A 22426-nucleotide genomic window follows, 5' to 3' on the forward strand; every position below is an offset into this window, starting at 1 on the left:
TAGGGACATTCAACGTCCCTATTTCCACACACCCCTCATCCACCGTCACCTTTGTCTTGCCCTCAAGAACCCGAATCGCCACTCACGGTAGCGAATCATTACACAGACTTACGACGCGAACTTCCCACTCGGAACACTAGAGTCACCAGGATGACGAAGATCCGCCCGCTCGCGCTCGGGGTCATCCGCCGCGGTGAAGACCTTCTCGTGTTCGAAGGCCGCGATCACACCAAAGGGGTGACCTACCACCGCCCGCTCGGCGGTGGGATCGAGTTCGGGGAGACCGCCGCCGAAGCGCTGCATCGCGAATTCCAGGAGGAACTCGCGGCGGAGCTGACGTCGGTCGAGCAGATCGCCGTACTGGAGAACGTGTACACCTACGAAGGCATGCCGGGGCACGAGATCGTGTTCCTGTTCACCGCGGATCTGACGGACAAGGCGTTCTACGAGCGCGACGAGGTCGGCGTGGTGCTCGACGACGGCGCGCGCGTGCACTGGCTGCCGATGGCCGACGTGGTCAGCGGCAGGGCGATCCTGTACCCGGACGGACTCGCGGACCTCCTTTCAGCGCAGCGCTGACCGCGCGGTCGGCGTCAGTTCCCGTTGCTCCCAAGGGCGTTCGAGTTCGCCCGCGAGCCCGGCGCCTGCCAGGGCGAGGAGTTCCCGGTGTTCTTCGGTGAACTTGGCGAACCAGACGAACACCGTCTCGTTCTCCCGCACGGGCAGCCGGGGGAAGGTGTTCTCCGCGGGCTCCGTTTCGAAGTGGCCGAACGTCTCCACGCCGGCTTCCCGCAGGGCGGGCGCCACGTTCTCCGCGAAGTGCTCGGAGAACTCCTTGACGGGGACGGACGGATGGCACACCGTCACCATCACCCGGGAACCCCCGGTGCCGCCGGGAGCGGGGAACCCCGGCCCGGACGGCCGCAGCAGCAGGACGTCGGAGGCGTCGATCATCGTCTCGTTCGCCGCGGGCCCGTGCGCACGCCACACGGGCCCGGAGTAGAACGATCCGAGCGCGGCACGCCTGGACTCCATGTCCCGGAAACCGCGCAGCCACACGAACTTGCCCGGCTCGGCCGGTTCGCGGAAGAGACCGAACAAGCGCATGCCGCACGCTTCCTGGGTCTCCACGAACTCGCGCTCGAAGAGCTCGATCAGCTCGTCCCGGCGGCCGGGGTGCAGGGTGTACCGGCGCAGCTCGACGACGGACTGGAACTCGGGGGAATCGGTCATGCGCGGACCCTAGAGGCCCGCACCGACAGTTTCCGGTCGTCAGCCGTGCAGGAAAGCGCGGATCTGTCCGGCGACGGGTTCGGGGGCCATCCAGAAAGCGCTGTGGTCGTGGTCTTCCAGGGTCAGCACGGTGACGTTCGGCAGGATCGCGGCCAGCGCCTCGGCGCCGACGCGCATGAACGCCTCACCGTTGCCGCCGACGGCGACGGCGATCGGCGCGTCGATGCTCCAGCGGTCGGTGGGCAACGGCGTGCCGTCCTGGAGCCCCCGCCAGATCCGGCCGTCGTAGGCGTAGGTGTGGGCGTACGCCGTCGTCTTCTCCCAGGACGGGTCCTGCGTGATCATCGGGAGGTATTCGGCGGGGACGCCGACCACCTCGCTCATGAAGTACTCGCCCGCCTCGCTGCGCTTGCCCGCCGCGACGAGCGCTTCCATGTGCTCGACGGAGTCGGCGGGAACCGGCGGCCGGGAGCCGTCGACGATGAAGGGAGGCTCGTAGAGGTAGAGGCCGCTGACCTTCTCGCCCAGCGCGCTGGCCGCGTCCAGGACGATCCCGCAGCCGCCGGATCCGGAGGTCAAGGCCGCGGAGCCGCCGAGGACGTCGATCAGCGCCGAGATGTCCTCGATTTCGCGCGCCGGATCGTAGGGCTGCGGGTCGCCGCTGGCGCCGCGGCCCCGGCGATCGAAGGTGAGCACGGTGAAGTCCTTGGCCAGCGCCGTGACGAGGCCCTCGACGGAGGTGTGGTCCTCCGCGACGTTGCTGACCACGATGATCGCGGGACCGGAACCGGTCTTTTCGTAGGCGATCGTGGTGCCGTCGGCCGAAGTGATGGTGTCCATGGTCGATACTCCTCAGGTGAAGTCGTTCGGGGTGTCCAGTACGTCGTCGAGCCGGTCGAGGGCCTCGGCGTAGCCTTCGGCCATCTGCTGTTCGACAGCGCGTTGCAGCGCCTCGCCGTCGGCGAAGACCGCGCTGACCTCGACGGTGCAGCCGCCGCCGGCGGCCGCGAAGGTGACCTTGGTGGGGAAGGTGTCGGTGCCGTCGGGCCGCCACGCCTCGTCGGCGAACGCGTCCTCGTAGGCCAGTTCGGCGCACGGTTCGACCACCGTGTAGGTGGCGACGCTGCGTACCGCGGCCGCCGAGCCGTCCTCCGGCGCGATCTGGAATCGCCACCGGCCACCGGGGCGCACGTCCATCTCGTAGACGGTGGCCGCCCAGCCGTGCGGGCCCCACCACCGCCGGATCGCCTCGGCGTCGGTCCACGCCCACCAGGCACGATCGACGCCCGCGGCGTAGGTGCGGCTGATGTGGACGGTGTTGTTCGCCCTGTCGATCTCGATGCCGTCGGGCACGGCCGGCCTCCTCACGGGTTCGGTTCGAACGGGCGGTCGTCGTCGAGAAGTGAGCCGAGACGATCCATCCGTCCCGACCACAGTGTCGCGAAACCTCGCACCCAGTCGCTGATCAGCTGCATCGCTTCGGGGTGCAACCGGTAGATCCGCTGCTGTGCCCGCTTGGTCGCCTCGACCACGCCTGCCTCCGCGAGCAGCCTCAGGTGCCGGGACACCTGCGGCTGACCGAGGCCGAGCGCGTCGACGATGGCGCCGACCGGCTGCGGTCCCTCTCGGAGCAGCTCGACGATCCGGAACCGGTTCGGCTCCGAGATCGCCGCGAGACGCTGCTGCACGGTAGCGGTCATGACGCCAACATACACGTGGCTATATATACACGCAAGCAGATATACGACGGCAGGCGTCGTCCCTCGATCGGCGTTCCGGAAAACTCAGCGGAAGGCGGCGAGCCCGGTGACCGACTGGCCGAGCGAGAGCGCGTGCATCTCTTCGGTGCCTTCGTAGGTCAGCACGGTTTCCAGGTTCGACATATGGCGCATCACCGGGTACTCGAGCGAGATCCCGTTGGCGCCGAGCATGGCGCGCGCGGTCCTGGCGACCTCCAGCGCCGAGCGGACGTTCGCGAGCTTGCCGAAGCTGACGTGGTTGTGGTGCAGCGTCCCGGCGTCCTTGAGCCGTCCGATCCGCAGCGCGACCAGCCCGGCGCGGTTGACCTCGACCACGAGGTCGGCGAGCTTGCGCTGGGTGAGCTGGAACCCGGCCAGCGGTTTGCCGAACTGTTCCCGGCTCAGCGTGTACTCCAGCGCGGATTCGTAGCAGGAGCGAGCGGCGCCGACGACGCCGAACAGGATCCCGTAGCGCGCCTCGTTCAGGCAGGACAGCGGTCCGCGCAGGCCCCTCACCTCGGGGAACGCCGCCGAATCGGGCAGGCGGACGCCATCGAGCACGAGTTCCGCGGTCAGCGAGGCCCGCAGTGACAGCTTGTGCTTGACCTCGTTCGCGGTGAAACCCGGCGTGTTCGTGGGGACGACGAAACCGCGCACGCCTTCGTCGGTCTGCGCCCAGACGACCGCGACGTCGGCCACGGTTCCGTTGGTGATCCACATCTTCGTGCCGCTCAGCACCCAGTCCGAACCGTCGCGCACCGCGCGGGTCCGCATGCTGCCGGGGTCGCTGCCGGCGTCCGGTTCGGTCAGGCCGAAACAGCCGAGCGCCTCACCGGCGGCCATGCGGGGCAGCCACTCCTGCTTCTGGTCCTCGGTGCCCCATTTGTGGATCGCGTACATCGCCAGCGAACCCTGCACCGAGACGAAGCTGCGCAACCCGGAGTCGACGGCCTCCAGTTCCCGGCAGGCGATGCCGTAGGCGACGGCGCTGGTCCCGGCGCAGCCGTAACCCTCCAGGTGCATGCCGAGCAGTCCGAGCTGCCCGAACCCCTTGGCGAGCTCGGCGGCGGGCAGCGCGCCCGTCTCGTACCAGTCGGCCACGTTCGGCAGGAGCTGGTCCTGCGCGTAGGACCGCACGGCGTCCCGCATGGCCCGGTCCTCGGCGGTGAGCTCGGCGTCGAGATCGAGGAAGTCGCGCGGATCCGGGCTGCTGCTCATGCGGTCACTCCTGGTCGGCTCGGTGGGTCGTCTTCCTATGAAGAAAACCACACACGCGACCGGAGTCGGGTGTCAGCGATTCGGCCATCCGGTGGTCTTCGTCACCTGAACCGATGCCGTGGCCGTCCGGGCGGGGGCGGAGCGCCGCTTCTGCGCCGGGATCAGCAGCTCCGCGAAGGTAGGGAAAGGCACGCTCTCGATGTCTTCCCGCCAGGCGCTGAGCAGGCGGGTCAGGTCGTCGGCGTCCTGCATCGTTCCTCCACAAGTGCAGGGCGGTCCTGCGCCGGCCTTTCACTCGGAGTCGCTATTACCCAGAAGAGTGAAGGTCGAAACGGGGAACCGCGGAAAATCCGGTCCGCTAACCTGGGCGCGTGGCTACTCCTCGCGTGGTGATCCTGGACTACGGGTCCGGCAACCTCCGATCCGCCGAACGCGCCGTCCAGCGCGCCGGCGCCGACGTCGAGGTCACCGCCGACCCGCATGCCGCGCTCGAGGCCGACGGCCTGGTCGTCCCCGGTGTCGGCGCCTTCTCCGCCTGCATGGAGGGGCTGCGGTCGGTGTCGGGGGAGAAGATCATCGGCAAACGCCTCGCCGGCGGCCGCCCCGTGCTGGGCATCTGCGTCGGCATGCAGATCCTGTTCGAACGCGGGGTCGAACACGGCGTGGAGGCCGAGGGCGCGGGGGAGTGGCCGGGCACGGTCGACCGGCTGGAGGCCGACGTCCTGCCCCACATGGGCTGGAACACCGTCCGCGCGCCCGAGGACTCGGTGCTGTTCGCCGGGCTCGACGCGGACACGCGGTTCTACTTCGTGCACTCCTACGCCGCGCGAACCTGGGAACTGGACTCCGGCCTCGCCGGGCAGCAACCCAAGGTGACCTGGGCGAACCACGGCCAGGACTTCGTCGCGGCCGTCGAGAACGGGCCGCTCTGGGCGACCCAGTTCCACCCCGAGAAGTCCGGGGACGCCGGGGCGCACCTGCTGCGCAACTGGCTGAACACCCTGTCTTAGAGTGGGCGCGTGACTTTCACGCTCCTTCCCGCCGTTGATGTGGCCGATGGCCAGGCCGTGCGACTCGTCCAGGGCGAGGCCGGCACCGAAACCTCCTATGGCAGCCCGCTGGAGGCGGCGCTCGCCTGGCAGCGCGACGGGGCGGAGTGGATCCATCTGGTGGACCTCGACGCCGCGTTCGGCAAGGGTTCCAACCGCGAACTGCTCGCCGACGTCGTGGCCAGGCTCGACGTCCAGGTGGAGCTGTCCGGCGGCATCCGCGACGACGCCTCGCTGGAGGCCGCGCTGGCCACCGGCGCCCGCCGGGTCAACCTCGGCACCGCGGCGCTGGAGGACCCGGAGTGGACCGCGAAGGTCGTCTCCTCCTACGGCGACCGCGTCGCCATCGGGTTGGACGTGCGGATCACCGAGGCCGGGCACCGGCTGTCCGCCCGCGGCTGGACGCAGGACGGCGGCGACCTCTGGGAGGTCCTCGACCGGCTCGACCGCGACGGCGCGCAGCGCTACGTCGTCACCGACGTGAGCAAGGACGGCACCCTCCAGGGGCCGAACGTCGACCTGCTCCGCGAGGTCGCCGCCCGCACCGACGCGCCGGTCATCGCCTCCGGTGGCGTGTCCAGTGTGGACGATCTCCGCGCGCTGGCCGCGCTGGCCCGCGACGGTGTCGAAGGCTCCATCGTCGGCAAGGCGCTCTACGCCGGCGCGTTCACCCTGCCCGAGGCGCTCGCGGCCGTCGCGGAGTTCTGAGCTTTACCTCCGGGGTAATCGACGCCACGCGCCGGCTCGGTCAGGATTCCTTCCAGGACAACGAAACCTGGAGGGACACCATGACCGCCTACGGACTCGCCCACCTTCGCCCCGGCGCCGTGCTGGCCGAAGAGGTCTTCGAGTACATGGAACGGATCCAGGCCACGCTCGATCCCTTCGGCGGCAGGTTCCTCGTGCACGGAGCCGGGGTCCACGTCGTCGAGGGGGAGTGGCCGGGGGCGCTCGTGCTCATCGAGTTCCCGAGCCTCGATGCCGCGCGGGAGTGGTACGACTCGCCCGCGTACCGGGAGATCCTGCCGCTGCGGGCCGACCACATCCCCGGCGATCTGATCCTGGTGGAGGGGTGCGGACCGGACCACGACTCGGCCGCGCTGGCGGCCGGGCTGCGGGCGCTGCAGGCCGCCTGACCTACTCCGCCAGCTTGATCGCGATCCCCACGGTCCGGTCCTTCGGCCCCCGCAGTCTGCTGAAGAACATCGTGACCCGCCCGGTGATCCCGTATTTCCGCGCGATCACCTTGCGCACCCGTTCGGTCCCGTCGAGGTCCAGCAGCCGCGCCTCACCCGCGACGACGTCACCATGGGTCTTCGCGCCGCGGAAGTCGCAGGCCTGGACCTCGACGCGGCCGCTGTTGCGGATGCGCTTGACCTTGCCCGCCTTCCGCTCGGACCAGAGCACCAGCTCGCCGCCGTCGCCCGCCGCCCAGACCGGCGTCGGCACCGGGGTGCCGTTCTTGCGGAAGGTGGTCAGGACGACGTACTTCTCGGCGGCGATCCGCTCGAACTCCGATCCCATGTGGAAAGTCTAGGGCGTTCGGCGACGCAGCGTCGCCGCGCCGAGCACCAGCGCGGCCAGGGCACACGCCCCGACGATGAGCAGGTTCCGGATGAGGGTCGCGTCCACGGTGCCCGACGTGGTGACCCGCGTGAGCGCTTCGACGGCGTACGAAAGCGGCATCACGTTCGAAAGCCAGTTCAGGAGCCAGCCCATTTCCCCGCGCGGCACGAACAGCCCGCACAGCAGGATCTGCGGCAGCACGAACAGCGGCATGAACTGCACCGCCTGGAACTCCGTCCGCGCGAACGCGCTCACGAACAGGCCGAGCGCCATCCCGAGGAGGGCGTCGAGGACGGCGATGAGCAGCAGCATCCCGATCGAGCCCGCGATGTCGAGGCCGAGCCAGGCGAGCGAAACCCCGGCGGCGACGCCGACCTGCACGATCGCGATCGAACCGAACGCGATCGCGTAGCCGAAGAGCAGGTCCATCCTGCCGATCGGCAGGGTCATCAGGCGTTCCAGCGTCGCCGTGGTGCGCTCGCGCAGCGTGGTGATCGAGGTGATCAGGAACATGATCAGGAACGGGAAGACGCCGAGCAGCGCCGGGGCGACCCGGCTGAACACCGCTTCGGAGTTGAAGACGAAGCGCAGCAGCACCATCAGCAGCGAAGGGACGACGACCAGCATCGCGACGGTGCGCGGATCGTGCCGTAGCTGAAGGAGGATGCGGCGGGCCGTGGCGAGTGTCAGCGTGGGGTTCACGAGGTCGTCTCCCTCTCCCGGACGAGCCGCAGGAACGCCTGCTCGAGATCGGTCGTCCCGGTGCGTTCGCGCAGCCCGCGCGGGGTGTCGTCGGCGAGGATCCGGCCCTCGCGCATGAGCAGCAGCCGGTCGCATCGCGCGGCCTCGTCCATGACATGGCTGGACACGAGCAGGGTGGCCCCGCCCTCGGCGAGCCGGCGGAACAGCACCCAGAGTTCGTCGCGGAGCACGGGATCGAGGCCGACGGTCGGTTCGTCGAGGACGAGCAGTTCGGGTTTCCCGAGCAGCGCGACGGCGAGGTTGGCGCGGTTGTGCTGGCCGCCCGACAGGGAGCCGACGAGTTTGCCCGCGTGGTCGGTCAGCCCGACTTCGGCGATGACCCTGTCCACATCGGACACCGGCGCGCGAAGGACGGATGCGAAGTAGCGCAAGGCTTCCGTGATGGTGAGGTCGGCGTAGATGGCCGGGTTCTGGGTGGCGTAGCCGATCAGCCGCCGCAGCGGCGGGCTGCCCGCGGGATGGCCGAGCACGGTGACCTCGCCCGCCGCGACGATCTGCACGCCGACGATCGAGCGCATCAGTGTCGTCTTGCCGCAGCCGCTCGGCCCGAGCAGGCCGGTGACGCGGCCGCGCGGCGTCTGGAACGCGATGTCCTTGACGACCTCGCGACCGCCGCGGACGACCCTCAGTCCCGTCACGGAGATCGCTGAATTAGCCATGTGTTTAATTCTGCGCCCGTTGAGAACCGTGCGTCAAGGGGTGCGTGGTTCAGGACAGCCGGACGGCGATCCCCGGATAGTCCCGGACCAGCAGGTGCCGGTCGTAGCGCAGCACGCAGGAGAAGTCGAAAACCGGTGCCGCGTAAGCGAAATCGCGGTCACCGACCCGCTCGTAGCGCTGCTCGAGCCGCTCCACGGCGAGGTCGCCCGCCCGGACGTACACGGCGGGCGCCTCGGCGGCGGCGCCTCGCGCCAGGCCGAGCCGGTGCACCGGCAGCGTGTTCGTCATCGACGACGATTCGAGGTCCACGTCGAAACAGCCGTCGAGCCGCGGATCCGCCACCCTGTCCACCCGCCAGCGTCCGTCGCCGCCGGATTCGAGCACCGTGCGCCGGACTCCTCGCACCGACCGGCCGGAGAGCGCCGCCGACCTCGTATGCCAGGCGGCGTCGACGGTGATCGAGTACTCGACGAACCAGGATTCGCCGTCCTCGACCGCCGTCGTGGCCCCGCTGATCCTCCAGCCGCCTTCGTGTTCGTCGAAGAACGCGACCTCCAGGCCGGTCCTCGCGTCCCGATGCAGCCAGCTCGCGGTCGCGGGAAGGTTCACGGGACCAGGACGAGCTTGCCCCGGACGTGGCCCGCTTCGCTTTCGTCCTGGGCCGCGGCCGCTTCGGCGAGCGGATACACCCGGGCGATCGGCAGGTCGAGTTTCCCTTCGGCGGCAAGCGCGGCGCCTTCGGCCAGCGCTCCGGGGACCTGCTCGGCCGGAGAGCCCGACGTGAAGCGGACGCCGTGGTCGGCCGCGTCCGGCGCGGCGATGGTGATGACCCGCTTCGGGCCGCCGGTCAGCTCGACGAGGGTGGCGAGCGAGCCGCGTCCGGAGGTGTCGAAGGACGCGTCGACGCCCTGCGGCGCCACGTCGCGGACGCGCTCCGCGAGCCCTTCGCCGTACTGCACCGGGACGGCGCCCAGCGAGCGCAGATAGTCGTGGTTCGCTTCGCTCGCGGTGCCCACGACGGTGAGCCCGCGCGCGACGGCGAGTTGGACGGCGATGGTGCCGACGCCACCCGCCGCGCCGTCGATGAGCAGCGTCTCGCCCTTCTGGAGGTCCAGCAGGTTGAGGGCGCGGTAGGCGGTGCCGACCACCACGGGCAACGCCGCGGCGAGCTCCCACGACAGCTCCTCCGGCTTGCGGGTGAGGCCCGCCGGATCCGCGAGGACGTACTCCGCGTATCCGCCGATCCCCCTGCCGAGGACCTCGTCGCCTGCCGCGAACCCGGACACGCCTTCACCGACCGCGTCGATCACGCCGGCGATGTCACCACCGGGAACGGCGGGGAACTCGACCGGATACACCCCGGCCATCAGCCCGGAGCGGACCTTCCAGTCGATCGGGTTCACGCCCGCGGCCCGGACGGCGACCCGCACCTGGCCGGGGCCGGGTTCGGGAAGCTCCCGCTCGAGCACGCGCAGCACGCCGGAGTCGCCGTATTCGGTGAACGCGATGGAGCGGTAGGTGTCCGTCATGCCGTCGACAACCGCCGCCCGCCCGTCACTATTCCGGCGGCTTCCCGAACCAGCTGTAGTCACCGGGGACGATCTGCAAGCTGTCGGCGACGTCGAGCAGGGCGGCCTTGTCCCGGTGGCCCGCCACGGTGAGCCACCGCCCGTCTTCGAGCTGGACGGCGACCGTCGCGTTCCGGCGCCCGAGCGCCCCTTCCCGCTCGGGGAGGTAACTGCCGCCCCGGCCCCGCACCGTGACCGGAACCGGTTCCGCGCCGTCGGCTTCCGGCCGGTCACCGCCGAGTGACGCCGTGAGGACCGCCGCCGCGGTGGGCTGCCCCGCCACGGTGGCCTCCAGTTCGGTCACGCCCCCGCCGGTCGTCACGGACGTCTTCACCCCGGACAGTTCGAGACCGGCGGGCAGCCGTCCGAACCGGAGCTCGCCCGAGACCCGGGCCCGGCCGTCCGGCACCATCTCCTCGGCGATCCGCTCGCCGACCGCGCGGGAGTCCTTGAGGCCGACCAGTTTCAAGGTCAGCACGTAGACGTCGTCGGGCGACCAGGTCAGCGTCGTCCCCTGGCCGGCGACCTCGACGGCCATGCCGACCCTGCCGCGCACGATGATCTGGTTCGGCGCGGGCGCGATCGTCCACGGGCCGGACCGTTCGCTCAACGGCGTGCTGGTCAGCTCGACGCTGCCGGTGCCGGAGTCGCTCCAGGACCTCGACTGTGGTGCGGGGTAGGGCTTCGCGGCCCGGCTCGTTTCCCGGAAGCCGTCGGGCAGCCAGCCGGGGTTGTACGGCAGCACCGCCCAGTCGGCGTTGCGCTGGGCGGCCGGTGGGACCGCTGTGAAGGCCCGCAGGCCGAGCGGCACGCCGAGCGCGATGATCGCGACCGCCGCCGCGACCAGCGCCAAAGCCATCTTGGGACGGCTTCGCGACCGTTGGGTCAGCGCGTCGCGGATCTCGGCCCCGTCGGGCGCCCGCGTCGCCAGGTGTTCGAGGCTCTCGCGGATCAGGTCCTCGGTGTGCTCGTCACTCAGTCGGGTCATTTGCGGGCTCCCGTGGGCTGCACGGACGGGGACAGTTCGGTTTCCCGCAGCGTCGCGAGCGCGCGCGAGATCTGGCTGCGCACGGTCGACGTCGCGCAGCGGAGGACCGCGCCGATCTCCTCGTCGGAGTAGTTCTCGTAGTAGCGGAGCACGATCGCGGCGCGTTGTTTGCGCGGGAGCTTCGCGAGCCGGTCCAGCATCGCGTCGCGTTCGTCGTACTCGATGGCGTGATCGGAGACCGGCGGGCTCATCAGGTCGAGTGCTTCCGGTGACGACGGCGTCACCCGGCGGACCGCCAGCCGCCTCCGCCACGAGAGGTACTCGTTGGTCACCATCCGGCGGACGTACGTCGGCGGCGAGTCGATCTTCGGCCAGCGTTCCTGAGCACGCAGCAGCACCTCCTGGACGATGTCCTGCGCCAGGTACGGATCGTCGGTCAGGACGATCGCGTAGCGCAGGAGGCCGTCCAGGCGATCCGCGACGAACTCGTCGAAGGTCGCAGGCACGTGTCCCCCTCAGCCGGTGGTCTCGCTCTAGGGACGCGCGAGACCACCTTCGTGATGCATCGGATGCCGAACTTTCTCGGCGCCGGGGGTCAGGTAGTACTGCGCGACCGGGGCCAGCATCGCGACGATCTCCTCCTCCGAGGCGTTGACCAGCGGCGGGAGCCCGATGACGTAGCGCAGCAGCGCGAACCCGATCATCTGCGCGGCGATCCCGGCCACCCGCACCTTCGGCACGCCGCGTGCTTCGGCGACCCGCGCCAGCACCGCCCGCTCGAGGAACTGCCGCATCATGGTCGCGACCTGCTCGTTGGTGGTCGCGGACCGGATCATCGCCAGGAACGGCGCCCGGCCGTCCGGGGCCTGCCAGAGACCGAGGAACGCGCGGACGAGGCGCTCGCCGATCTCTTCTTCGGGGCCTTCGAGGATGCGGGGGACCAGCTCGCCAGGGTCCACCGGCAGGTTCATCGACGCGGCGAAGAGCCGTTGCTTGGTACCGAAGAAATGGTGCAGCAGCGCCGCGTTGACGCCGGCGTCGGCCGCGATGGCGCGGACGGTCGCGCCGTCGTAACCCTGTTCGGCGAACCTGCGCCTCGCCGCTTCGAGGATCTCCTCCCGCGTCTCGGTCTGCCCCGGCCGCCGCCCCGCCTGTGCCATCCCGCGAGCTTAGAACGGCTCTTGACTACGCTTGTCCCCATGTCAGTCGCAGTCAGGGTCATCCCGTGTCTCGACGTCGACGCGGGCCGTGTGGTGAAGGGCGTCAACTTCGCCGACCTGCGCGACGCCGGCGACCCCGTCGAACTCGCCAGGCTGTACGACGCCGAGGGCGCGGACGAGCTCACGTTCCTCGACGTCACGGCGTCCTCCGGGGACCGTGAGACCACCTTCGACGTCGTTCGCCGGACCGCGGAGCAGGTGTTCATCCCGCTCACCGTCGGTGGCGGCGTGCGCACGAACGACGACGTCAACCGGTTGCTGCGCACCGGCGCGGACAAGGTGAGCATCAACACCGCCGCCATCGCGAGGCCGGAGTTCCTGCGCGAGGCGTCCCGCCGGTTCGGCGCGCAGTGCGTCGTGCTGTCGGTGGACGCGCGCCGGGTCCCCGAGGGGACCGAGCCGACTCCGTCCGGTTTCGAGGTGACCACGCACGGCGGGCGCCGCGGCACCGGGATCGACGCCGTCGAGTGGGCCGCGCGTGGCGAGGAACTCGGCGTCGGCGAGATCCTGCTCAACTCGATGGACGCCGACGGCACCAAGAACGGCTTCGACCTCGAACTCCTGACCCAGGTACGGGCGGCGGTCCGCGTCCCGGTGATCGCCAGCGGTGGCGCCGGCGCGCTCGAGCACTTCCTGCCCGCCGTCGAGGCGGGCGCGGACGCGGTGCTCGCGGCCAGCGTGTTCCACTTCGGACAGTTGAAGATCGGCGAGGTCAAGAGCGCGCTGCGCGCCGGGGGAGTCGTGGTCCGGTGATCCTGGCCAAGTGGAAGGTCGCCACCGAGGTCAAGGTGGTCTGCGCGCTGCTGCTCGGGCTCGCCGTCGCGTACCTCGCGATGGCCGGGGTCCTCATGTTCGCGCCGTACGCCACCGCGCGGACGTTCCTGCTGCCGGGGACGTCGCTGGTCCTCGGCGGTCTCGTCGTGGCGGGGCTGGTGCTGAAGATGGCTTCGGCGCGGTTCGCCGGTTTCGTCGTCAGCTTCCTGTTCGGGTTGCTGCACGCGCTGTCCATGCTGGCGGCGGAACTCTTCTGGGTGAAGATCGTCTCCGGGCTCCTCTTCGCCGGGTACATCTACACGGCGGTCCTGCTCAACTCGATGCCGGTGAAACGGCACCTTCTCGGAGCCACGAATGACGCTTGACCCCGCCCTCTCGGATCGCTTGAAGCGCAACGCGGACGGGCTGATCGCCGCCGTCGTCGTCGAACATTCCACATCGGACGTCCTGATGATGGCGTGGATGGACGACGAGGCGCTCGAGCGCACCCTCACGACGCGGCGCGCCACCTACTACTCGCGCAGCCGCAAGGAACTGTGGGTCAAGGGCGAGACCTCCGGCCATGTCCAGCACGTGCGCGAGGTGCGGATCGACTGCGACGGCGATACCGTGCTCCTGCGCGTCGACCAGACCGGTCCGGCCTGTCACACCGGCACGCACACCTGCTTCGACACCGACGAGCGGCTGCTGCTGGCCGACGAGAGCGAGAACCCGTGAACGTCGTCGCCAACGTGCTGGTCGGCATCGTCGCCCTGATCCACCTGTACATCGTCGTGCTCGAAATGTTCCTGTGGACCACGCCGCGTGCCCGCGCCTCCTTCGGCACCACCGAGGAATTCGCGAAGGAAAGCTCCGCGCTCGCGGCGAATCAGGGGCTGTACAACGGATTCCTCGCCGCCGCGTTGATCTGGGGCCTGCTCGCGACCGGCAGCACCGCCTGGCAGTTCAAGATCTTCGGGCTCGCCTGCGTGATCGTGGCCGGGCTCTACGGGACCGCGACGGCGAGCAAGAAGATCTTCTTCGTGCAGGTGGTGCCTGGCACGCTGGCGCTGATCGCGGTCCTGATCGCGGGCTGACCGGGACCTTGGTCCCTGCCGGACATGGCCTCCGGAAGGTAAAGTCTCTGTATGAGGCCGGGAGCTGGGGAAGATCCGGTGGGGGAGCTCTGGCGCCGGAGATCGTGGTACCTGTCAGCCTGCTTGGTGCTGGGCATCGGCGGGCCGCAATTCGCGCTCTTCGCCATCCAGATCCGGGCCGGCACGGCGGGGCTGACCCGCGGCGACGGCATCATCGTTATCACCGCCCTGGTCCTGCTGACCGGCCTTGCCGCCTTCGCGGGACAGCGGGCCGCGACCTACGGCAGGCGGGTGGCCGAGGCGGCCGCCATCGCCCCGCCTGTCTCCGAGGACGACTTCACGGCCTCCGACCCGGCCGAAGGGACCCGCGGCGTCCGGGCGGTGTGCTTGCGGTTGGGTGTTTACGGGGTCTTGTCGCTTTCCCTGGCCGTGAGCGGCTTCATCGCGCTGGCCACCGGGTCTCCGGACGGTACGTTCCTGACTTCGGATCTCCCGGGGTGGGATCCCGGAAGCGAGAATTTCGAAGGTGTCGCGGGTTTGTCGCTCGTCATCGGCGGTACCGGCGTCGTCATGACCGCGGCAGCGGCCCGCGCCTGGGTTTTGCGTTACCGGGCTGTGCTGGCCTCCGGCTGGCGCCGGGCGACGGTGACCGTGCGGCGGAAGACCGACCTGGCGATGGAGGAACGCGACGCTGTGGTCTACGACGTTCGGTTCCCCGACGAGGAAACAATCAGGCTGAGAGGCCTTCCGATCTCGTTCCGCGACGGTGGCCGCTACGCCGCGAGGACCGACGTCCCGGTTTGGATCGGCGGTGACGGACAGAACCGGACCATTTTGTTCAGGTTCGGCCGGGCCGAGGGGCACTACCCCGTCCCGGTGCGGCCCTGAGGAGCGCCGCGATCGTTCGCGCGCTCTAAGCGGAAGATCGGCCGAGCGTGCCCTTCCGGGAAGGCGCCCGCGGATCGCCGGGTGGCCGCTGTCCGCTTCGGATGATGGCGACGACGTCAAACGCCTCGCCGCGCAGACGGTGCACGCCTTTGGCGGAGTCGAAGGCGCTCCACCTCGAAGATCGAACCGGACACGGCGTGAGCCGCCGCACTTTCATGGCACGGGCCGGGGTGGTCGTGATCAAAGCCGTAACTCGCGTGATCAGAGCCGTAACTCGCGTGATCAGAGCCGTAACTCCGAGATCCGCCTCCAAACACGAGAGATCCGCCCTCGATCACGCGAGTTACGGCTCTGAACACGCGTGATCGCCCGAAGTGTCAGTCGATCTTCCCGGTCAGGTACCGCTGCATCGTCGGCGCGATCGCGGTCACCAGCGGCTCGATCTCGCTCGAAGCCATCGGCTCGAATTTCGCGACGTACCGGACCATGCCCATGCCGACCAGCTGGGAAGCGCACAGGGTCGTCCGCAGTTCGATGGCGTCCGAGCCGATGTCGCCGATCACCTTGGTGAAGAAGTTCTGGAAGAACCCGCGCAACACCTGTGCCGCCTGCTCGTGTCCGGCGACGCTGCGGACGAGTGCCTGGAACACCTCGCCGCCCGCGCCGTCCCACCGGGTGAGGAAGGTCCGCACGATCCGTTGCCCGAATTCGTCGTCGGGGCCGTCTTTCAGGTCGGCGAGGAGTTCACGCGGGTCGAAGGGGAGCTTCAGGATGGCTTGCCCGAAGAGGCCCTCCTTGCTGCCGAACCAGTGGTTGACCATCGCCGCGTCGACCCCGGCGCGCGTCGCGATCGCACGAACCGTCGCGCCGTCGAAACCGCTCTCGCCGAACACCGCCCTGGCCGCTTCGAGCAGCGCGGTGCGCGTGTCCTGTCCGCCGGGCCGTCGTCCCCGGCGCCGCACGGTAGTGTCGTCAACAGCCATGGCGTCATCATGAACGGACCCGGCCCGAAATTCAACATTCTTTGAATTCATCCCCGCGTCCCCGCCCGCACGGGCGTTGCAGCACAATGAGCGACATGGTCAGCGCCGCTAACGCCAGCCCGTCGGGGCTCGGCTCGGTCAGCCCTTCGCGCGACGAGTTCCGCGCGCTCGCCGAGGGCCGTCGCGTCATCCCCGTTGTCCGCCGCGTGCTCGCCGACGGTGAGACCCCCATCGGGGTCTACCGCAAGCTCGCCGCCGACCGGCCGGGGACGTTCCTCTTCGAATCGGCGGAGAACGGCGCGTCGTGGAGCCGATGGTCGTTCATCGGCGTCGACAGCCCCGCCGCGCTGACCGTGCGTGACGGCAAGGCCGTGTGGACCGGCACCCCGCCGGTCGGCCTGCCCGCCGAGGGCGACCCGCTCACCGTGCTGCGGGAGACCGTGGCCGCGCTCCACACCGAGCAGCTGCCCGGGATGCCGCCGCTCACCGGTGGCATGGTCGGCTACATCGGCTACGACGCCGTCCGCTGGCTCGAACGGCTCCCCGAACTCGCCGAGCGTGACCTCGACATCCCCGAGCTCACCATGCTCCTGGCGACCGACCTGGCCGCCTTCGACCACCACGAGGGCACCGTCACGCTGATCGCCAACGCGGTCAACTGGGACGACTCGGCCGAGCGCGTCGACGCCGCGTACGACGACGCCGTCGCGCGCCTGAACGCGATGACCAAGCAGCTGCACGTCGCGGCCCCGGCCACGGCCGCCGTCTTCGACCGTCCCGCGCCCGAATTCACCCGCCGTCGCTCCAAGCCGGACTTCCACGCGGCCGTCGAGAAGGCCGTCGAGGCGATCAGGGCGGGCGAAGCGTTCCAGATCGTGCCGTCGCAACGCTTCGAGATCGAGACCCAGGCCGACGCGCTGGACGTCTACCGGGTCCTGCGCACGTCCAACCCGAGCCCGTACATGTACCTGCTGCGCCTGGACGGTTTCGACATCGTCGGGTCCAGCCCGGAATCGCTGGTCACCGTGCGGGACGGCCGCGCGACCACGCATCCGATCGCGGGCACCCGCTGGCGCGGCGCCGACCCGGAGGAGGACGCTCAGCTGGCCAAGGACCTGCTGGCGGACGAGAAGGAACGCGCCGAGCACCTGATGCTCGTCGACCTCGGCCGCAACGACCTCGGCAAGGTCTGCAAGCCCGGCACCGTGCGCGTCGTCGACTTCTTCGACGTCGAGCGCTACAGCCACGTCATGCACATCGTCTCGACCGTCACCGGGGAACTCCTCGACGACAAGACGGCTTTCGACGCCGTCACCGCCTGTTTCCCGGCGGGGACGCTCTCCGGCGCGCCGAAGGTCCGCGCGATGCAGCTGATCGAGGAACTGGAGCCGACCCGCAGGGCGCTCTACGGCGGTGTCGTCGGGTATCTCGACTTCGCCGGGGACGCCGACACCGCGATCGCGATCCGCACCGCCTTGATGAAGGACGGCACCGCCTACGTCCAGGCCGGCGGGGGAGTCGTCGCGGATTCGGTGGCCGACTACGAGGACAACGAGTCGCTCAACAAGGCCCGCACCGTGCTCTCCGCCGTCGCGGCGGCCCAGACGATGATCGCGGCGGACGAGCTCGACCCGGCGGGTGACAGCACTCGTGTCTGAGGCCCCGGCGAAGAAGGCCAAGCGTCCACTGTGGATCGCCGTGGTCGGGCTGCTGCTGGGCGCGGTCGCGCTGTGGGGTTCTTCGCAGCTCGTGTGGTTCGCGGAGTTCCGCGACGGAGGCGTGCGCGGCACGGTGCTGTACACGGAAACCGGTTCACAGCGTGCGGTCGCGCTGGTTCCCCTCGCGTTGCTGGCGCTCGCCGGCACGGCGGGGCTGATCGCCACCGGCGGCTGGCCACGCCGGGTGCTCGGCGTGGTACTCGCCGTGGCCGGTGTCGCCGCGGTCTGGATCGGCGTGGCGGGCGGCTCGTTCAGCGGCTTCGCCGACGGTCTGCCCGTCGCTCAGATGCTGGGAGCCCGCGGTCTCGCGATCCTCGGGGGAATTCTCGTGACGGCGGGCGGGTTGGCAGCCATCAAGGGCGCGGGCCGGATGCCTCGCCTCAGCGCGAAGTACTCGGCGCCGGGGGCGAAGAAGAAGGCTGCCAAGGATCCGGAGACCGAGCTGTGGGAGGCGCTGTCCGAAGGCGAAGATCCCACCGCGACCCGGTGATGGCCGCGGAAAACGCGCGTTTCCGAGATCTACGCCGCGAAAGATGACACGGTTGGCATTCGGAGTAACGGACATACCCGGAACCAGGCCGTATCCGTGCGGGGGTTAGCATCGTTTCGGCGGGAAGGGGAAGGTTTTTGTGAGCGACCTTGCGAAGGAATCAGTGAGTACGACGGCCGGTGAGGGACTCCGGTGAGCGTGCTCGAAGACATCGTCGCCGGCGTCCGTGCCGATCTCGCCGAGCGCGAGGCGGTTCTGCCGTTCGACGAAGTGAAGAAGCGTGCGACCCAGGTCGCGCCCCCACGTGACGTGCTCGCGGCCCTGCGCGAGTCCGGGATCGGCGTCATCGCCGAGGTGAAGCGGCGCAGCCCGTCCAAGGGCGACCTGGCCGAGATCCCGGACCCGGCCGCGCTGGCGAAGGACTACGCCGACGGCGGCGCCAGGGTGATCAGCGTGCTGACCGAGCAGCGCCGGTTCGGCGGTTCGCTCGCCGACCTCGACGCGGTCCGCGCCGCGGTCGACATCCCGGTGCTGCGCAAGGACTTCATCGTCAGCCCGTACCAGGTCCACGAGGCGCGGCTGCACGGCGCGGACATGGTCCTGCTGATCGTGGCGGCCCTGGAGCAGAACGCCCTGATCGCGTTGCTGGACCGGGTCGAATCCCTCGGGATGACCGCGCTGGTCGAGATCCACAACGCCGAAGAGGCCGACAGGGCCCTCGAAGCCGGCGCGAAGGTGATCGGCGTCAACGCCCGCAACCTGCACACCCTCGAGGTCGACCGGGACGTCTTCTCGCGGCTGGCCCCCGGCCTGCCGATGGACGTCTTCAAGATCGCCGAGTCCGGCGTGCGCGGCCCCGGTGACCTGATGTCCTACGCGGGTCACGGCGCCGACGCCGTCCTCGTGGGCGAAGGGCTCGTCGCTTCGGGTGACCCGAAGGGCGCACTGGTCAAGCTCGTCACCGCCGGATCGCACCCTGCCTGCCCGAGGCCTTCTCGATGAGCGTGGAGTACACCGAGACACCGCACGGCGAGCACGATCCGGACGGCAGGGGCTACTACGGCCCGTACGGCGGCCGGTTCATGCCCGAGGCCCTGATCGGCGTCGTCGACGAGGTCGCGGCCGAGTACGACAAGGCGCGGAACGACCCGGACTTCGTCAACGAGTTCCGGCGTCTGCTGCGGGACTACGCCGGCCGTCCGTCGCTGCTCACCGAGGCCAAGCGCTTCGGCGAGCACGCCGGCGGCGCCCGGATCTTCCTCAAACGCGAGGATCTGAACCACACCGGTTCGCACAAGATCAACAACGTGCTGGGCCAGGCGTTGCTCACCAAGCGGATGGGCAAGAAGCGGGTCATCGCCGAGACCGGGGCCGGGCAGCACGGCGTGGCCACCGCCACCGCCTGCGCGCTGCTGGACCTGGAATGCATCGTCTACATGGGCGAGGTCGACACCGAGCGGCAGGCGCTGAACGTCGCCCGCATGAAGCTGCTCGGCGCCGAGGTCGTCCCGGTGAAGACCGGTTCGCGCACGCTCAAGGACGCGATCAACGAGGCCCTGCGCGACTGGGTCGCCAACGCCGAGGACACGCACTACCTGTTCGGCACGGCGGCCGGCCCGTACCCGTTCCCGATGATGGTGCGGAACTTCCACAAGATCATCGGCGAGGAGGCCCGCGCCCAGATCCTGGAGCAGGCCGGACGCCTGCCGGACGCCGTCGCGGCCTGCGTCGGCGGCGGGTCGAACGCGATCGGCATCTTCCACGGCTTCATCGACGATCCGGACGTCCGGCTCGTCGGTCTGGAGCCGGGCGGCGAAGGTGTCGAGGGCAACCGCCACGGCGCCACGCTGACCAAGGGCACCCCGGGCAACCTGCACGGCGCGATGACGTACCTGCTGCAGGACGAGGACGGCCAGACCGTCGAGTCGCACTCGATCTCCGCGGGGCTGGACTACCCGGGCGTCGGCCCGGAGCACTCGTGGCTCAAGGACAGCGGCCGCGCCGAGTACCGGCCGGTGACCGACGCCGAGGCGATGGACGCGTTCAAGCTGCTTTCGCGCACCGAAGGCATCATCCCGGCGATCGAGTCGGCGCACGCGCTGGCCGGCGCGCTGGTGCTGGGCCGTGAGCTCGGTCCCGAGGGGCTGATCATCGTGAACCTGTCCGGTCGCGGCGACAAGGACATGGACACGGCCGCGAAGTACTTCGGCCTGGTGGAGAACGCATGAGCGCGCTGGACGACATCTTCGCGAAGACCCGGGCGGAGGGTCGCGGAGCGCTGATCGGGTATCTCCCGGCAGGCTTCCCGACGGTCGACGGGTCGAAGGACCTGCTGGCCGCGGTGGTCGACGGCGGCGCAGACCTGGTCGAGGTGGGCGTGCCCTACTCGGACCCGGTCATGGACGGCCCGACCATCCAGGCCGCGTCGGTGAGCGCGCTCTCGGGCGGCTTCAAGCTCAAGCATCTGTTCGAGGTCGTCGAGTCGGTGTCGTCGCGTGGCGGCAAGGCCGTCGTGATGACGTACTGGAACCCGGTGCACCGTTACGGCGTCGACCGCTTCGCGCGGGACCTCGCCGCCGCGGGCGGGCTCGGGATGATCACCCCGGACCTGATCCCGGACGAGGCCGACGAGTGGATGGCCGCCTCCGAACAGCATGGTCTGGACCGGATCTTCCTGGTCGCGCCGTCCTCGTCGGAGGAACGGATCGCGAAGACCGTCGCGGCCGCTTCGGGCTTCGTGTACGCCACCGCCGTGATGGGTGTGACGGGTGCCCGTGACCAGGTCGGCGTGCACGCCGAAGACCTGGTCGAGCGGACCCGCGCGCATACGGAACTGCCGATCGGCGTCGGGATCGGCGTCCGGTCCGGCGAGCAGGCGGCGCAGGTCGCCGGGTTCGCGGACGGCGTCATCGTCGGCTCCGCGCTGGTGACGGCCGCGGCGAGCGGGACCGACGCGGTCCGCGAGCTTTCGGCCGAACTGGCCGCGGGTGTGCGGAAGACCGTCGCCCCCGCTTGATCCCGAAGGCGCGGCGGTGGCCTCAGTGCCGCCACCGCTGCGCCGCGGTGATCTCCTCCGGGCTCGCGTGCGCGAACCGCTCGATCTCCGCCCGCCGCACGTCTACGATCGTCGCCGCCAGAGGCGCGCCGAACGCGGCCGCCAGGTCCTTGTCCGCCTCGAACGCCGCGACGGCCTCCTCCAGCCGCAGAGGCAGGCGCTCGATCCCGCGGGCGGCGCGTTCCTCCTCGGTCAAGGTCCCGGGATCGACGTCGAGCGGCTCCGGTAGCGCCGCCTCCTCGTCGGCTCCGGCCATCCCGGCGAACAGCAGGGCGGCCGCCAGCAGATACGGATTCGCGGTCAGGTCGAAGCATTTGACCTCGAGGTTCGCCGCCGAGTCACGGTTGCCGTCGACGCCGCGCACCAGCCGCAGCGGCGTCTCCCGGTTCTCCAGCCCCCACGCGGTGTACACGCCCGCCCAGTGGTGCGGCTCCAACCGTAGATAGCTGACGACCGACGGCGCCCCGATCGCGAGCAGCGCGGGCAGCCGCCGCAGGATGCCCGCGCTGAACGACTCTGCGGCAGGCGTCAGCCCGAAAACCCTTTCCCCGCTTGAGAAAAGGTTCCGTGCGCCGTCCCAGACGCTCAGGTGCACATGTCCGCCGTTGCCGACGCCGGCGGGCGCGAACTTCGGGGTGAAGGACGCCTTCAGCCCGTGCCGGTGGCTGAGCGCGCGGATCGTCTCCTTCGTCAGGACGGCGACGTCGGCCGCGCGCACCGGGTCGGCCGCGGCGACCGACAGCTCGAACTGACCGTCGGCGTACTCGGGATGGATCTGCTCGACCCCGGCCCCTTGCTGGTCCAAAGTGGACACCAGGGCGCGGAGATAGTCCGCGTGCTCGGAAAGTCTCGCGTAGCCGTACGCCGGGCCCGCGGTGGCCGAGGCCGGATCGTCCGGGGTGGCGGCGCCGGTGATCACCCATTCGATTTCGAAGCTCATCCGCGCCCGGAGCCCGCGGGCGGCGAGCCGGTCCACCGCCGTCGCCAGGAGGGCGCGCGGATCCTGCGGATGCGGCTCGCCCTCCTGGTCGAGTTTCGTCACCGGGGCCCAGGCCCAGCCGGGCTGCCCGGCGAGCACGGTCAGCGCGTCGAGGTCCGGATGCAGCCGCAGGTCGCCGACCGGGCCGAGGGAATGCTCACCGCCGGTGATGACGTCGTCCGAGCCGAAGAAGTCGAAGGATTTCGAAGCGCCGACGCCCCACGCGGCCGCCGACGGCAGCTTCCGCAGCGGCACCGCCTTGACCCGCGCGATCCCGGCGTTGTCCACGAAGGTCAGCGCGACGAGCTCGACCCCACGGGCCCGGAGCTCCCCGGTGAGGGCGGTCGCGCGGGCGGTCAGTGCTTCCCGGTTCACCATGGTTCCTCATCCTGGCCTCGATCGGAGGCCCTTGCCACGCCCGGATCCGGTCATAGGGTGAGGCCGCACTCGTCGATCACGA

30 protein-coding genes are annotated in these 22426 nt (G+C 70.0%); 14 read left to right on the forward strand and 16 right to left on the reverse strand.

From position 1 onward, the window contains the following. Nucleotides 1–150 precede the first annotated feature (150 nt). On the forward strand, nucleotides 151–579 hold the full coding sequence (locus ACZ3HL_RS30640) for an NUDIX hydrolase (protein WP_465418814.1): 429 nt from the start codon (nucleotides 151–153) through the stop codon (nucleotides 577–579). On the opposite strand, the gene ACZ3HL_RS30645 is transcribed toward ACZ3HL_RS30640, so the two are convergent. The 6 genes from ACZ3HL_RS30645 to ACZ3HL_RS30670 form a co-directional block, all read right to left on the reverse strand. After that, entirely contained in the window at nucleotides 565–1233 is a 669-nt protein-coding gene (locus ACZ3HL_RS30645; protein ID WP_465534988.1) for an NIPSNAP family protein, read from the reverse strand. The genes ACZ3HL_RS30640 and ACZ3HL_RS30645 overlap by 15 nt on opposite strands. Nucleotides 1234–1272: 39 nt before the next feature. Continuing rightward, nucleotides 1273–2073 (reverse strand): alpha/beta fold hydrolase, encoded by an 801-nt coding sequence (locus ACZ3HL_RS30650; RefSeq protein WP_465418810.1) that lies wholly within the window; start codon nucleotides 2071–2073, stop codon nucleotides 1273–1275. Between the two features lie 12 nt (nucleotides 2074–2085). Beyond that, nucleotides 2086–2586 (reverse strand): SRPBCC family protein, encoded by a 501-nt coding sequence (locus ACZ3HL_RS30655; RefSeq protein WP_465534989.1) that lies wholly within the window; start codon nucleotides 2584–2586, stop codon nucleotides 2086–2088. 11 nt (nucleotides 2587–2597) lie between these two features. Next, entirely contained in the window at nucleotides 2598–2933 is a 336-nt protein-coding gene (locus ACZ3HL_RS30660) for an ArsR/SmtB family transcription factor (protein ID WP_465418805.1), read from the reverse strand. Nucleotides 2934–3017: 84 nt separating this feature from the next. Then, a complete protein-coding gene (locus ACZ3HL_RS30665; RefSeq protein ID WP_465418803.1) occupies nucleotides 3018–4190 on the reverse strand; it encodes an acyl-CoA dehydrogenase family protein in 1173 nt (390 codons plus the stop codon). A gap of 72 nt (nucleotides 4191–4262) precedes the next feature. Beyond that, a complete protein-coding gene (locus ACZ3HL_RS30670) occupies nucleotides 4263–4442 on the reverse strand; it encodes a hypothetical protein (RefSeq protein ID WP_465418801.1) in 180 nt (59 codons plus the stop codon). 134 nt (nucleotides 4443–4576) lie between these two features. Between ACZ3HL_RS30670 and hisH the strand changes: the two genes are divergently transcribed. From hisH to ACZ3HL_RS30685, 3 genes are all read left to right on the forward strand, one after another. Next, entirely contained in the window at nucleotides 4577–5200 is a 624-nt protein-coding gene (gene hisH, locus ACZ3HL_RS30675) for an imidazole glycerol phosphate synthase subunit HisH (protein WP_465419054.1), read from the forward strand. A 9-nt stretch (nucleotides 5201–5209) separates the two neighbouring features. Continuing rightward, the gene (gene priA, locus ACZ3HL_RS30680; RefSeq protein WP_465418799.1) at nucleotides 5210–5947 is read left to right on the forward strand and encodes a bifunctional 1-(5-phosphoribosyl)-5-((5-phosphoribosylamino)methylideneamino)imidazole-4-carboxamide isomerase/phosphoribosylanthranilate isomerase PriA; all 738 of its coding nucleotides are present in this window, start codon (nucleotides 5210–5212) and stop codon (nucleotides 5945–5947) included. Between the two features lie 80 nt (nucleotides 5948–6027). Then, nucleotides 6028–6375, forward strand: coding sequence for a DUF1330 domain-containing protein (locus ACZ3HL_RS30685; protein WP_465534990.1), 348 nt, complete (start codon nucleotides 6028–6030; stop codon nucleotides 6373–6375). 1 nt (nucleotide 6376) lies between these two features. Here the strand turns inward: ACZ3HL_RS30685 and ACZ3HL_RS30690 are convergent, their stop codons facing one another. Genes ACZ3HL_RS30690 through ACZ3HL_RS30725 form a run of 8 tightly spaced genes read right to left on the reverse strand, consistent with a single transcriptional unit; the run spans nucleotide 6377 to nucleotide 11943 of the window. After that, a complete protein-coding gene (locus tag ACZ3HL_RS30690) occupies nucleotides 6377–6763 on the reverse strand; it encodes a PPOX class F420-dependent oxidoreductase (RefSeq protein ID WP_465418794.1) in 387 nt (128 codons plus the stop codon). Nucleotides 6764–6772: 9 nt separating this feature from the next. Further along, on the reverse strand, nucleotides 6773–7507 hold the full coding sequence (locus ACZ3HL_RS30695; RefSeq protein WP_465418792.1) for an ABC transporter permease: 735 nt from the start codon (nucleotides 7505–7507) through the stop codon (nucleotides 6773–6775). Next, a complete protein-coding gene (locus ACZ3HL_RS30700) occupies nucleotides 7504–8226 on the reverse strand; it encodes an ABC transporter ATP-binding protein (protein WP_465534991.1) in 723 nt (240 codons plus the stop codon). Before ACZ3HL_RS30700 ends, ACZ3HL_RS30695 begins: the two co-directional genes overlap by 4 nt. Before the next feature lie 49 nt (nucleotides 8227–8275). Beyond that, nucleotides 8276–8836, reverse strand: coding sequence for a putative glycolipid-binding domain-containing protein (locus ACZ3HL_RS30705; protein WP_465534992.1), 561 nt, complete (start codon nucleotides 8834–8836; stop codon nucleotides 8276–8278). After that, complete coding sequence (locus ACZ3HL_RS30710) at nucleotides 8833–9756, reverse strand: NADP-dependent oxidoreductase (RefSeq protein WP_465418786.1); 924 nt, start codon at nucleotides 9754–9756, stop codon at nucleotides 8833–8835. Before ACZ3HL_RS30710 ends, ACZ3HL_RS30705 begins: the two co-directional genes overlap by 4 nt. Before the next feature lie 28 nt (nucleotides 9757–9784). Next, nucleotides 9785–10783: a hypothetical protein gene (locus tag ACZ3HL_RS30715; RefSeq protein WP_465534993.1), complete on the reverse strand. Its 999-nt coding sequence runs from the start codon at nucleotides 10781–10783 to the stop codon at nucleotides 9785–9787. After that, complete coding sequence (locus tag ACZ3HL_RS30720; protein WP_465534994.1) at nucleotides 10780–11289, reverse strand: SigE family RNA polymerase sigma factor; 510 nt, start codon at nucleotides 11287–11289, stop codon at nucleotides 10780–10782. The genes ACZ3HL_RS30715 and ACZ3HL_RS30720 overlap by 4 nt, the downstream gene beginning before the upstream one ends. A gap of 27 nt (nucleotides 11290–11316) precedes the next feature. Continuing rightward, nucleotides 11317–11943, reverse strand: coding sequence for a TetR/AcrR family transcriptional regulator (locus tag ACZ3HL_RS30725; RefSeq protein WP_465418780.1), 627 nt, complete (start codon nucleotides 11941–11943; stop codon nucleotides 11317–11319). 39 nt (nucleotides 11944–11982) lie between these two features. Between ACZ3HL_RS30725 and hisF the strand changes: the two genes are divergently transcribed. Genes hisF through ACZ3HL_RS30750 form a run of 5 tightly spaced genes read left to right on the forward strand, consistent with a single transcriptional unit; the run spans nucleotide 11983 to nucleotide 14741 of the window. Then, nucleotides 11983–12756, forward strand: a complete 774-nt coding sequence (hisF, locus tag ACZ3HL_RS30730; protein WP_016335963.1) for an imidazole glycerol phosphate synthase subunit HisF — start codon at nucleotides 11983–11985, stop codon at nucleotides 12754–12756. Then, nucleotides 12753–13142 carry a hypothetical protein gene (locus ACZ3HL_RS30735; protein WP_465534995.1) on the forward strand — a complete coding sequence of 130 codons (390 nt, stop codon included), beginning with the start codon at nucleotides 12753–12755 and terminating at the stop codon, nucleotides 13140–13142. Before hisF ends, ACZ3HL_RS30735 begins: the two co-directional genes overlap by 4 nt. Continuing rightward, on the forward strand, nucleotides 13132–13494 hold the full coding sequence (gene hisI / locus ACZ3HL_RS30740) for a phosphoribosyl-AMP cyclohydrolase (RefSeq protein WP_034319286.1): 363 nt from the start codon (nucleotides 13132–13134) through the stop codon (nucleotides 13492–13494). Before ACZ3HL_RS30735 ends, hisI begins: the two co-directional genes overlap by 11 nt. Continuing rightward, nucleotides 13491–13853 carry a DUF1304 domain-containing protein gene (locus ACZ3HL_RS30745; protein ID WP_465418776.1) on the forward strand — a complete coding sequence of 121 codons (363 nt, stop codon included), beginning with the start codon at nucleotides 13491–13493 and terminating at the stop codon, nucleotides 13851–13853. Before hisI ends, ACZ3HL_RS30745 begins: the two co-directional genes overlap by 4 nt. 51 nt (nucleotides 13854–13904) lie before the next feature. Next, nucleotides 13905–14741, forward strand: coding sequence for a hypothetical protein (locus tag ACZ3HL_RS30750; protein WP_465534996.1), 837 nt, complete (start codon nucleotides 13905–13907; stop codon nucleotides 14739–14741). Between the two features lie 377 nt (nucleotides 14742–15118). On the opposite strand, the gene ACZ3HL_RS30755 is transcribed toward ACZ3HL_RS30750, so the two are convergent. After that, entirely contained in the window at nucleotides 15119–15724 is a 606-nt protein-coding gene (locus ACZ3HL_RS30755; RefSeq protein WP_465418772.1) for a TetR/AcrR family transcriptional regulator, read from the reverse strand. Between the two features lie 95 nt (nucleotides 15725–15819). Here ACZ3HL_RS30755 and ACZ3HL_RS30760 point away from each other — a divergent pair, with 95 nt between their 5' ends. The 5 genes from ACZ3HL_RS30760 (at nucleotide 15820) to trpA (ending at nucleotide 20948) form a co-directional block, all read left to right on the forward strand. Then, nucleotides 15820–17382: an anthranilate synthase component I gene (locus tag ACZ3HL_RS30760; protein ID WP_465534997.1), complete on the forward strand. Its 1563-nt coding sequence runs from the start codon at nucleotides 15820–15822 to the stop codon at nucleotides 17380–17382. After that, entirely contained in the window at nucleotides 17375–17932 is a 558-nt protein-coding gene (locus tag ACZ3HL_RS30765) for a Trp biosynthesis-associated membrane protein (protein ID WP_465534998.1), read from the forward strand. Before ACZ3HL_RS30760 ends, ACZ3HL_RS30765 begins: the two co-directional genes overlap by 8 nt. A 192-nt stretch (nucleotides 17933–18124) precedes the next feature. After that, on the forward strand, nucleotides 18125–18934 hold the full coding sequence (gene trpC, locus ACZ3HL_RS30770) for an indole-3-glycerol phosphate synthase TrpC (RefSeq protein ID WP_465534999.1): 810 nt from the start codon (nucleotides 18125–18127) through the stop codon (nucleotides 18932–18934). Next, complete coding sequence (trpB, locus tag ACZ3HL_RS30775; protein ID WP_465535000.1) at nucleotides 18931–20160, forward strand: tryptophan synthase subunit beta; 1230 nt, start codon at nucleotides 18931–18933, stop codon at nucleotides 20158–20160. The genes trpC and trpB overlap by 4 nt, the downstream gene beginning before the upstream one ends. Beyond that, nucleotides 20157–20948: a tryptophan synthase subunit alpha gene (gene trpA / locus ACZ3HL_RS30780; protein ID WP_465535001.1), complete on the forward strand. Its 792-nt coding sequence runs from the start codon at nucleotides 20157–20159 to the stop codon at nucleotides 20946–20948. Before trpB ends, trpA begins: the two co-directional genes overlap by 4 nt. A gap of 22 nt (nucleotides 20949–20970) precedes the next feature. On the opposite strand, the gene ACZ3HL_RS30785 is transcribed toward trpA, so the two are convergent. Continuing rightward, entirely contained in the window at nucleotides 20971–22344 is a 1374-nt protein-coding gene (locus ACZ3HL_RS30785; protein WP_465535002.1) for a type I glutamate--ammonia ligase, read from the reverse strand. Between the last annotated feature and the right edge of the window lie 82 nt (nucleotides 22345–22426).

The organism is Amycolatopsis sp. NPDC000009, from assembly GCF_055563465.1.

What these genes read in the sequence shown, in the direction of transcription:
- hisI (WP_034319286.1), top strand. Translation starts at nt 13,132, where the DNA reads ATGACGCTTGACCCCGCCCTCTCGGATCGCTTGAAGCGCAACGCGGAC.
- hisF (WP_016335963.1), top strand. Translation starts at nt 11,983, where the DNA reads ATGTCAGTCGCAGTCAGGGTCATCCCGTGTCTCGACGTCGACGCGGGC.
- ACZ3HL_RS30685 (WP_465534990.1), top strand. Translation starts at nt 6,028, where the DNA reads ATGACCGCCTACGGACTCGCCCACCTTCGCCCCGGCGCCGTGCTGGCC.
- ACZ3HL_RS30700 (WP_465534991.1), bottom strand. Translation starts at nt 8,226, where the DNA reads ATGGCTAATTCAGCGATCTCCGTGACGGGACTGAGGGTCGTCCGCGGC.
- ACZ3HL_RS30690 (WP_465418794.1), bottom strand. Translation starts at nt 6,763, where the DNA reads ATGGGATCGGAGTTCGAGCGGATCGCCGCCGAGAAGTACGTCGTCCTG.
- ACZ3HL_RS30785 (WP_465535002.1), bottom strand. Translation starts at nt 22,344, where the DNA reads ATGGTGAACCGGGAAGCACTGACCGCCCGCGCGACCGCCCTCACCGGG.
- ACZ3HL_RS30660 (WP_465418805.1), bottom strand. Translation starts at nt 2,933, where the DNA reads ATGACCGCTACCGTGCAGCAGCGTCTCGCGGCGATCTCGGAGCCGAAC.
- trpB (WP_465535000.1), top strand. Translation starts at nt 18,931, where the DNA reads ATGAGCGTGGAGTACACCGAGACACCGCACGGCGAGCACGATCCGGAC.
- ACZ3HL_RS30750 (WP_465534996.1), top strand. Translation starts at nt 13,905, where the DNA reads ATGAGGCCGGGAGCTGGGGAAGATCCGGTGGGGGAGCTCTGGCGCCGG.
- ACZ3HL_RS30755 (WP_465418772.1), bottom strand. Translation starts at nt 15,724, where the DNA reads ATGGCTGTTGACGACACTACCGTGCGGCGCCGGGGACGACGGCCCGGC.
- ACZ3HL_RS30725 (WP_465418780.1), bottom strand. Translation starts at nt 11,943, where the DNA reads ATGGCACAGGCGGGGCGGCGGCCGGGGCAGACCGAGACGCGGGAGGAG.
- ACZ3HL_RS30645 (WP_465534988.1), bottom strand. Translation starts at nt 1,233, where the DNA reads ATGACCGATTCCCCCGAGTTCCAGTCCGTCGTCGAGCTGCGCCGGTAC.
- ACZ3HL_RS30665 (WP_465418803.1), bottom strand. Translation starts at nt 4,190, where the DNA reads ATGAGCAGCAGCCCGGATCCGCGCGACTTCCTCGATCTCGACGCCGAG.
- ACZ3HL_RS30650 (WP_465418810.1), bottom strand. Translation starts at nt 2,073, where the DNA reads ATGGACACCATCACTTCGGCCGACGGCACCACGATCGCCTACGAAAAG.
- ACZ3HL_RS30715 (WP_465534993.1), bottom strand. Translation starts at nt 10,783, where the DNA reads ATGACCCGACTGAGTGACGAGCACACCGAGGACCTGATCCGCGAGAGC.
- ACZ3HL_RS30670 (WP_465418801.1), bottom strand. Translation starts at nt 4,442, where the DNA reads ATGCAGGACGCCGACGACCTGACCCGCCTGCTCAGCGCCTGGCGGGAA.
- ACZ3HL_RS30710 (WP_465418786.1), bottom strand. Translation starts at nt 9,756, where the DNA reads ATGACGGACACCTACCGCTCCATCGCGTTCACCGAATACGGCGACTCC.
- ACZ3HL_RS30760 (WP_465534997.1), top strand. Translation starts at nt 15,820, where the DNA reads ATGGTCAGCGCCGCTAACGCCAGCCCGTCGGGGCTCGGCTCGGTCAGC.
- trpA (WP_465535001.1), top strand. Translation starts at nt 20,157, where the DNA reads ATGAGCGCGCTGGACGACATCTTCGCGAAGACCCGGGCGGAGGGTCGC.
- ACZ3HL_RS30640 (WP_465418814.1), top strand. Translation starts at nt 151, where the DNA reads ATGACGAAGATCCGCCCGCTCGCGCTCGGGGTCATCCGCCGCGGTGAA.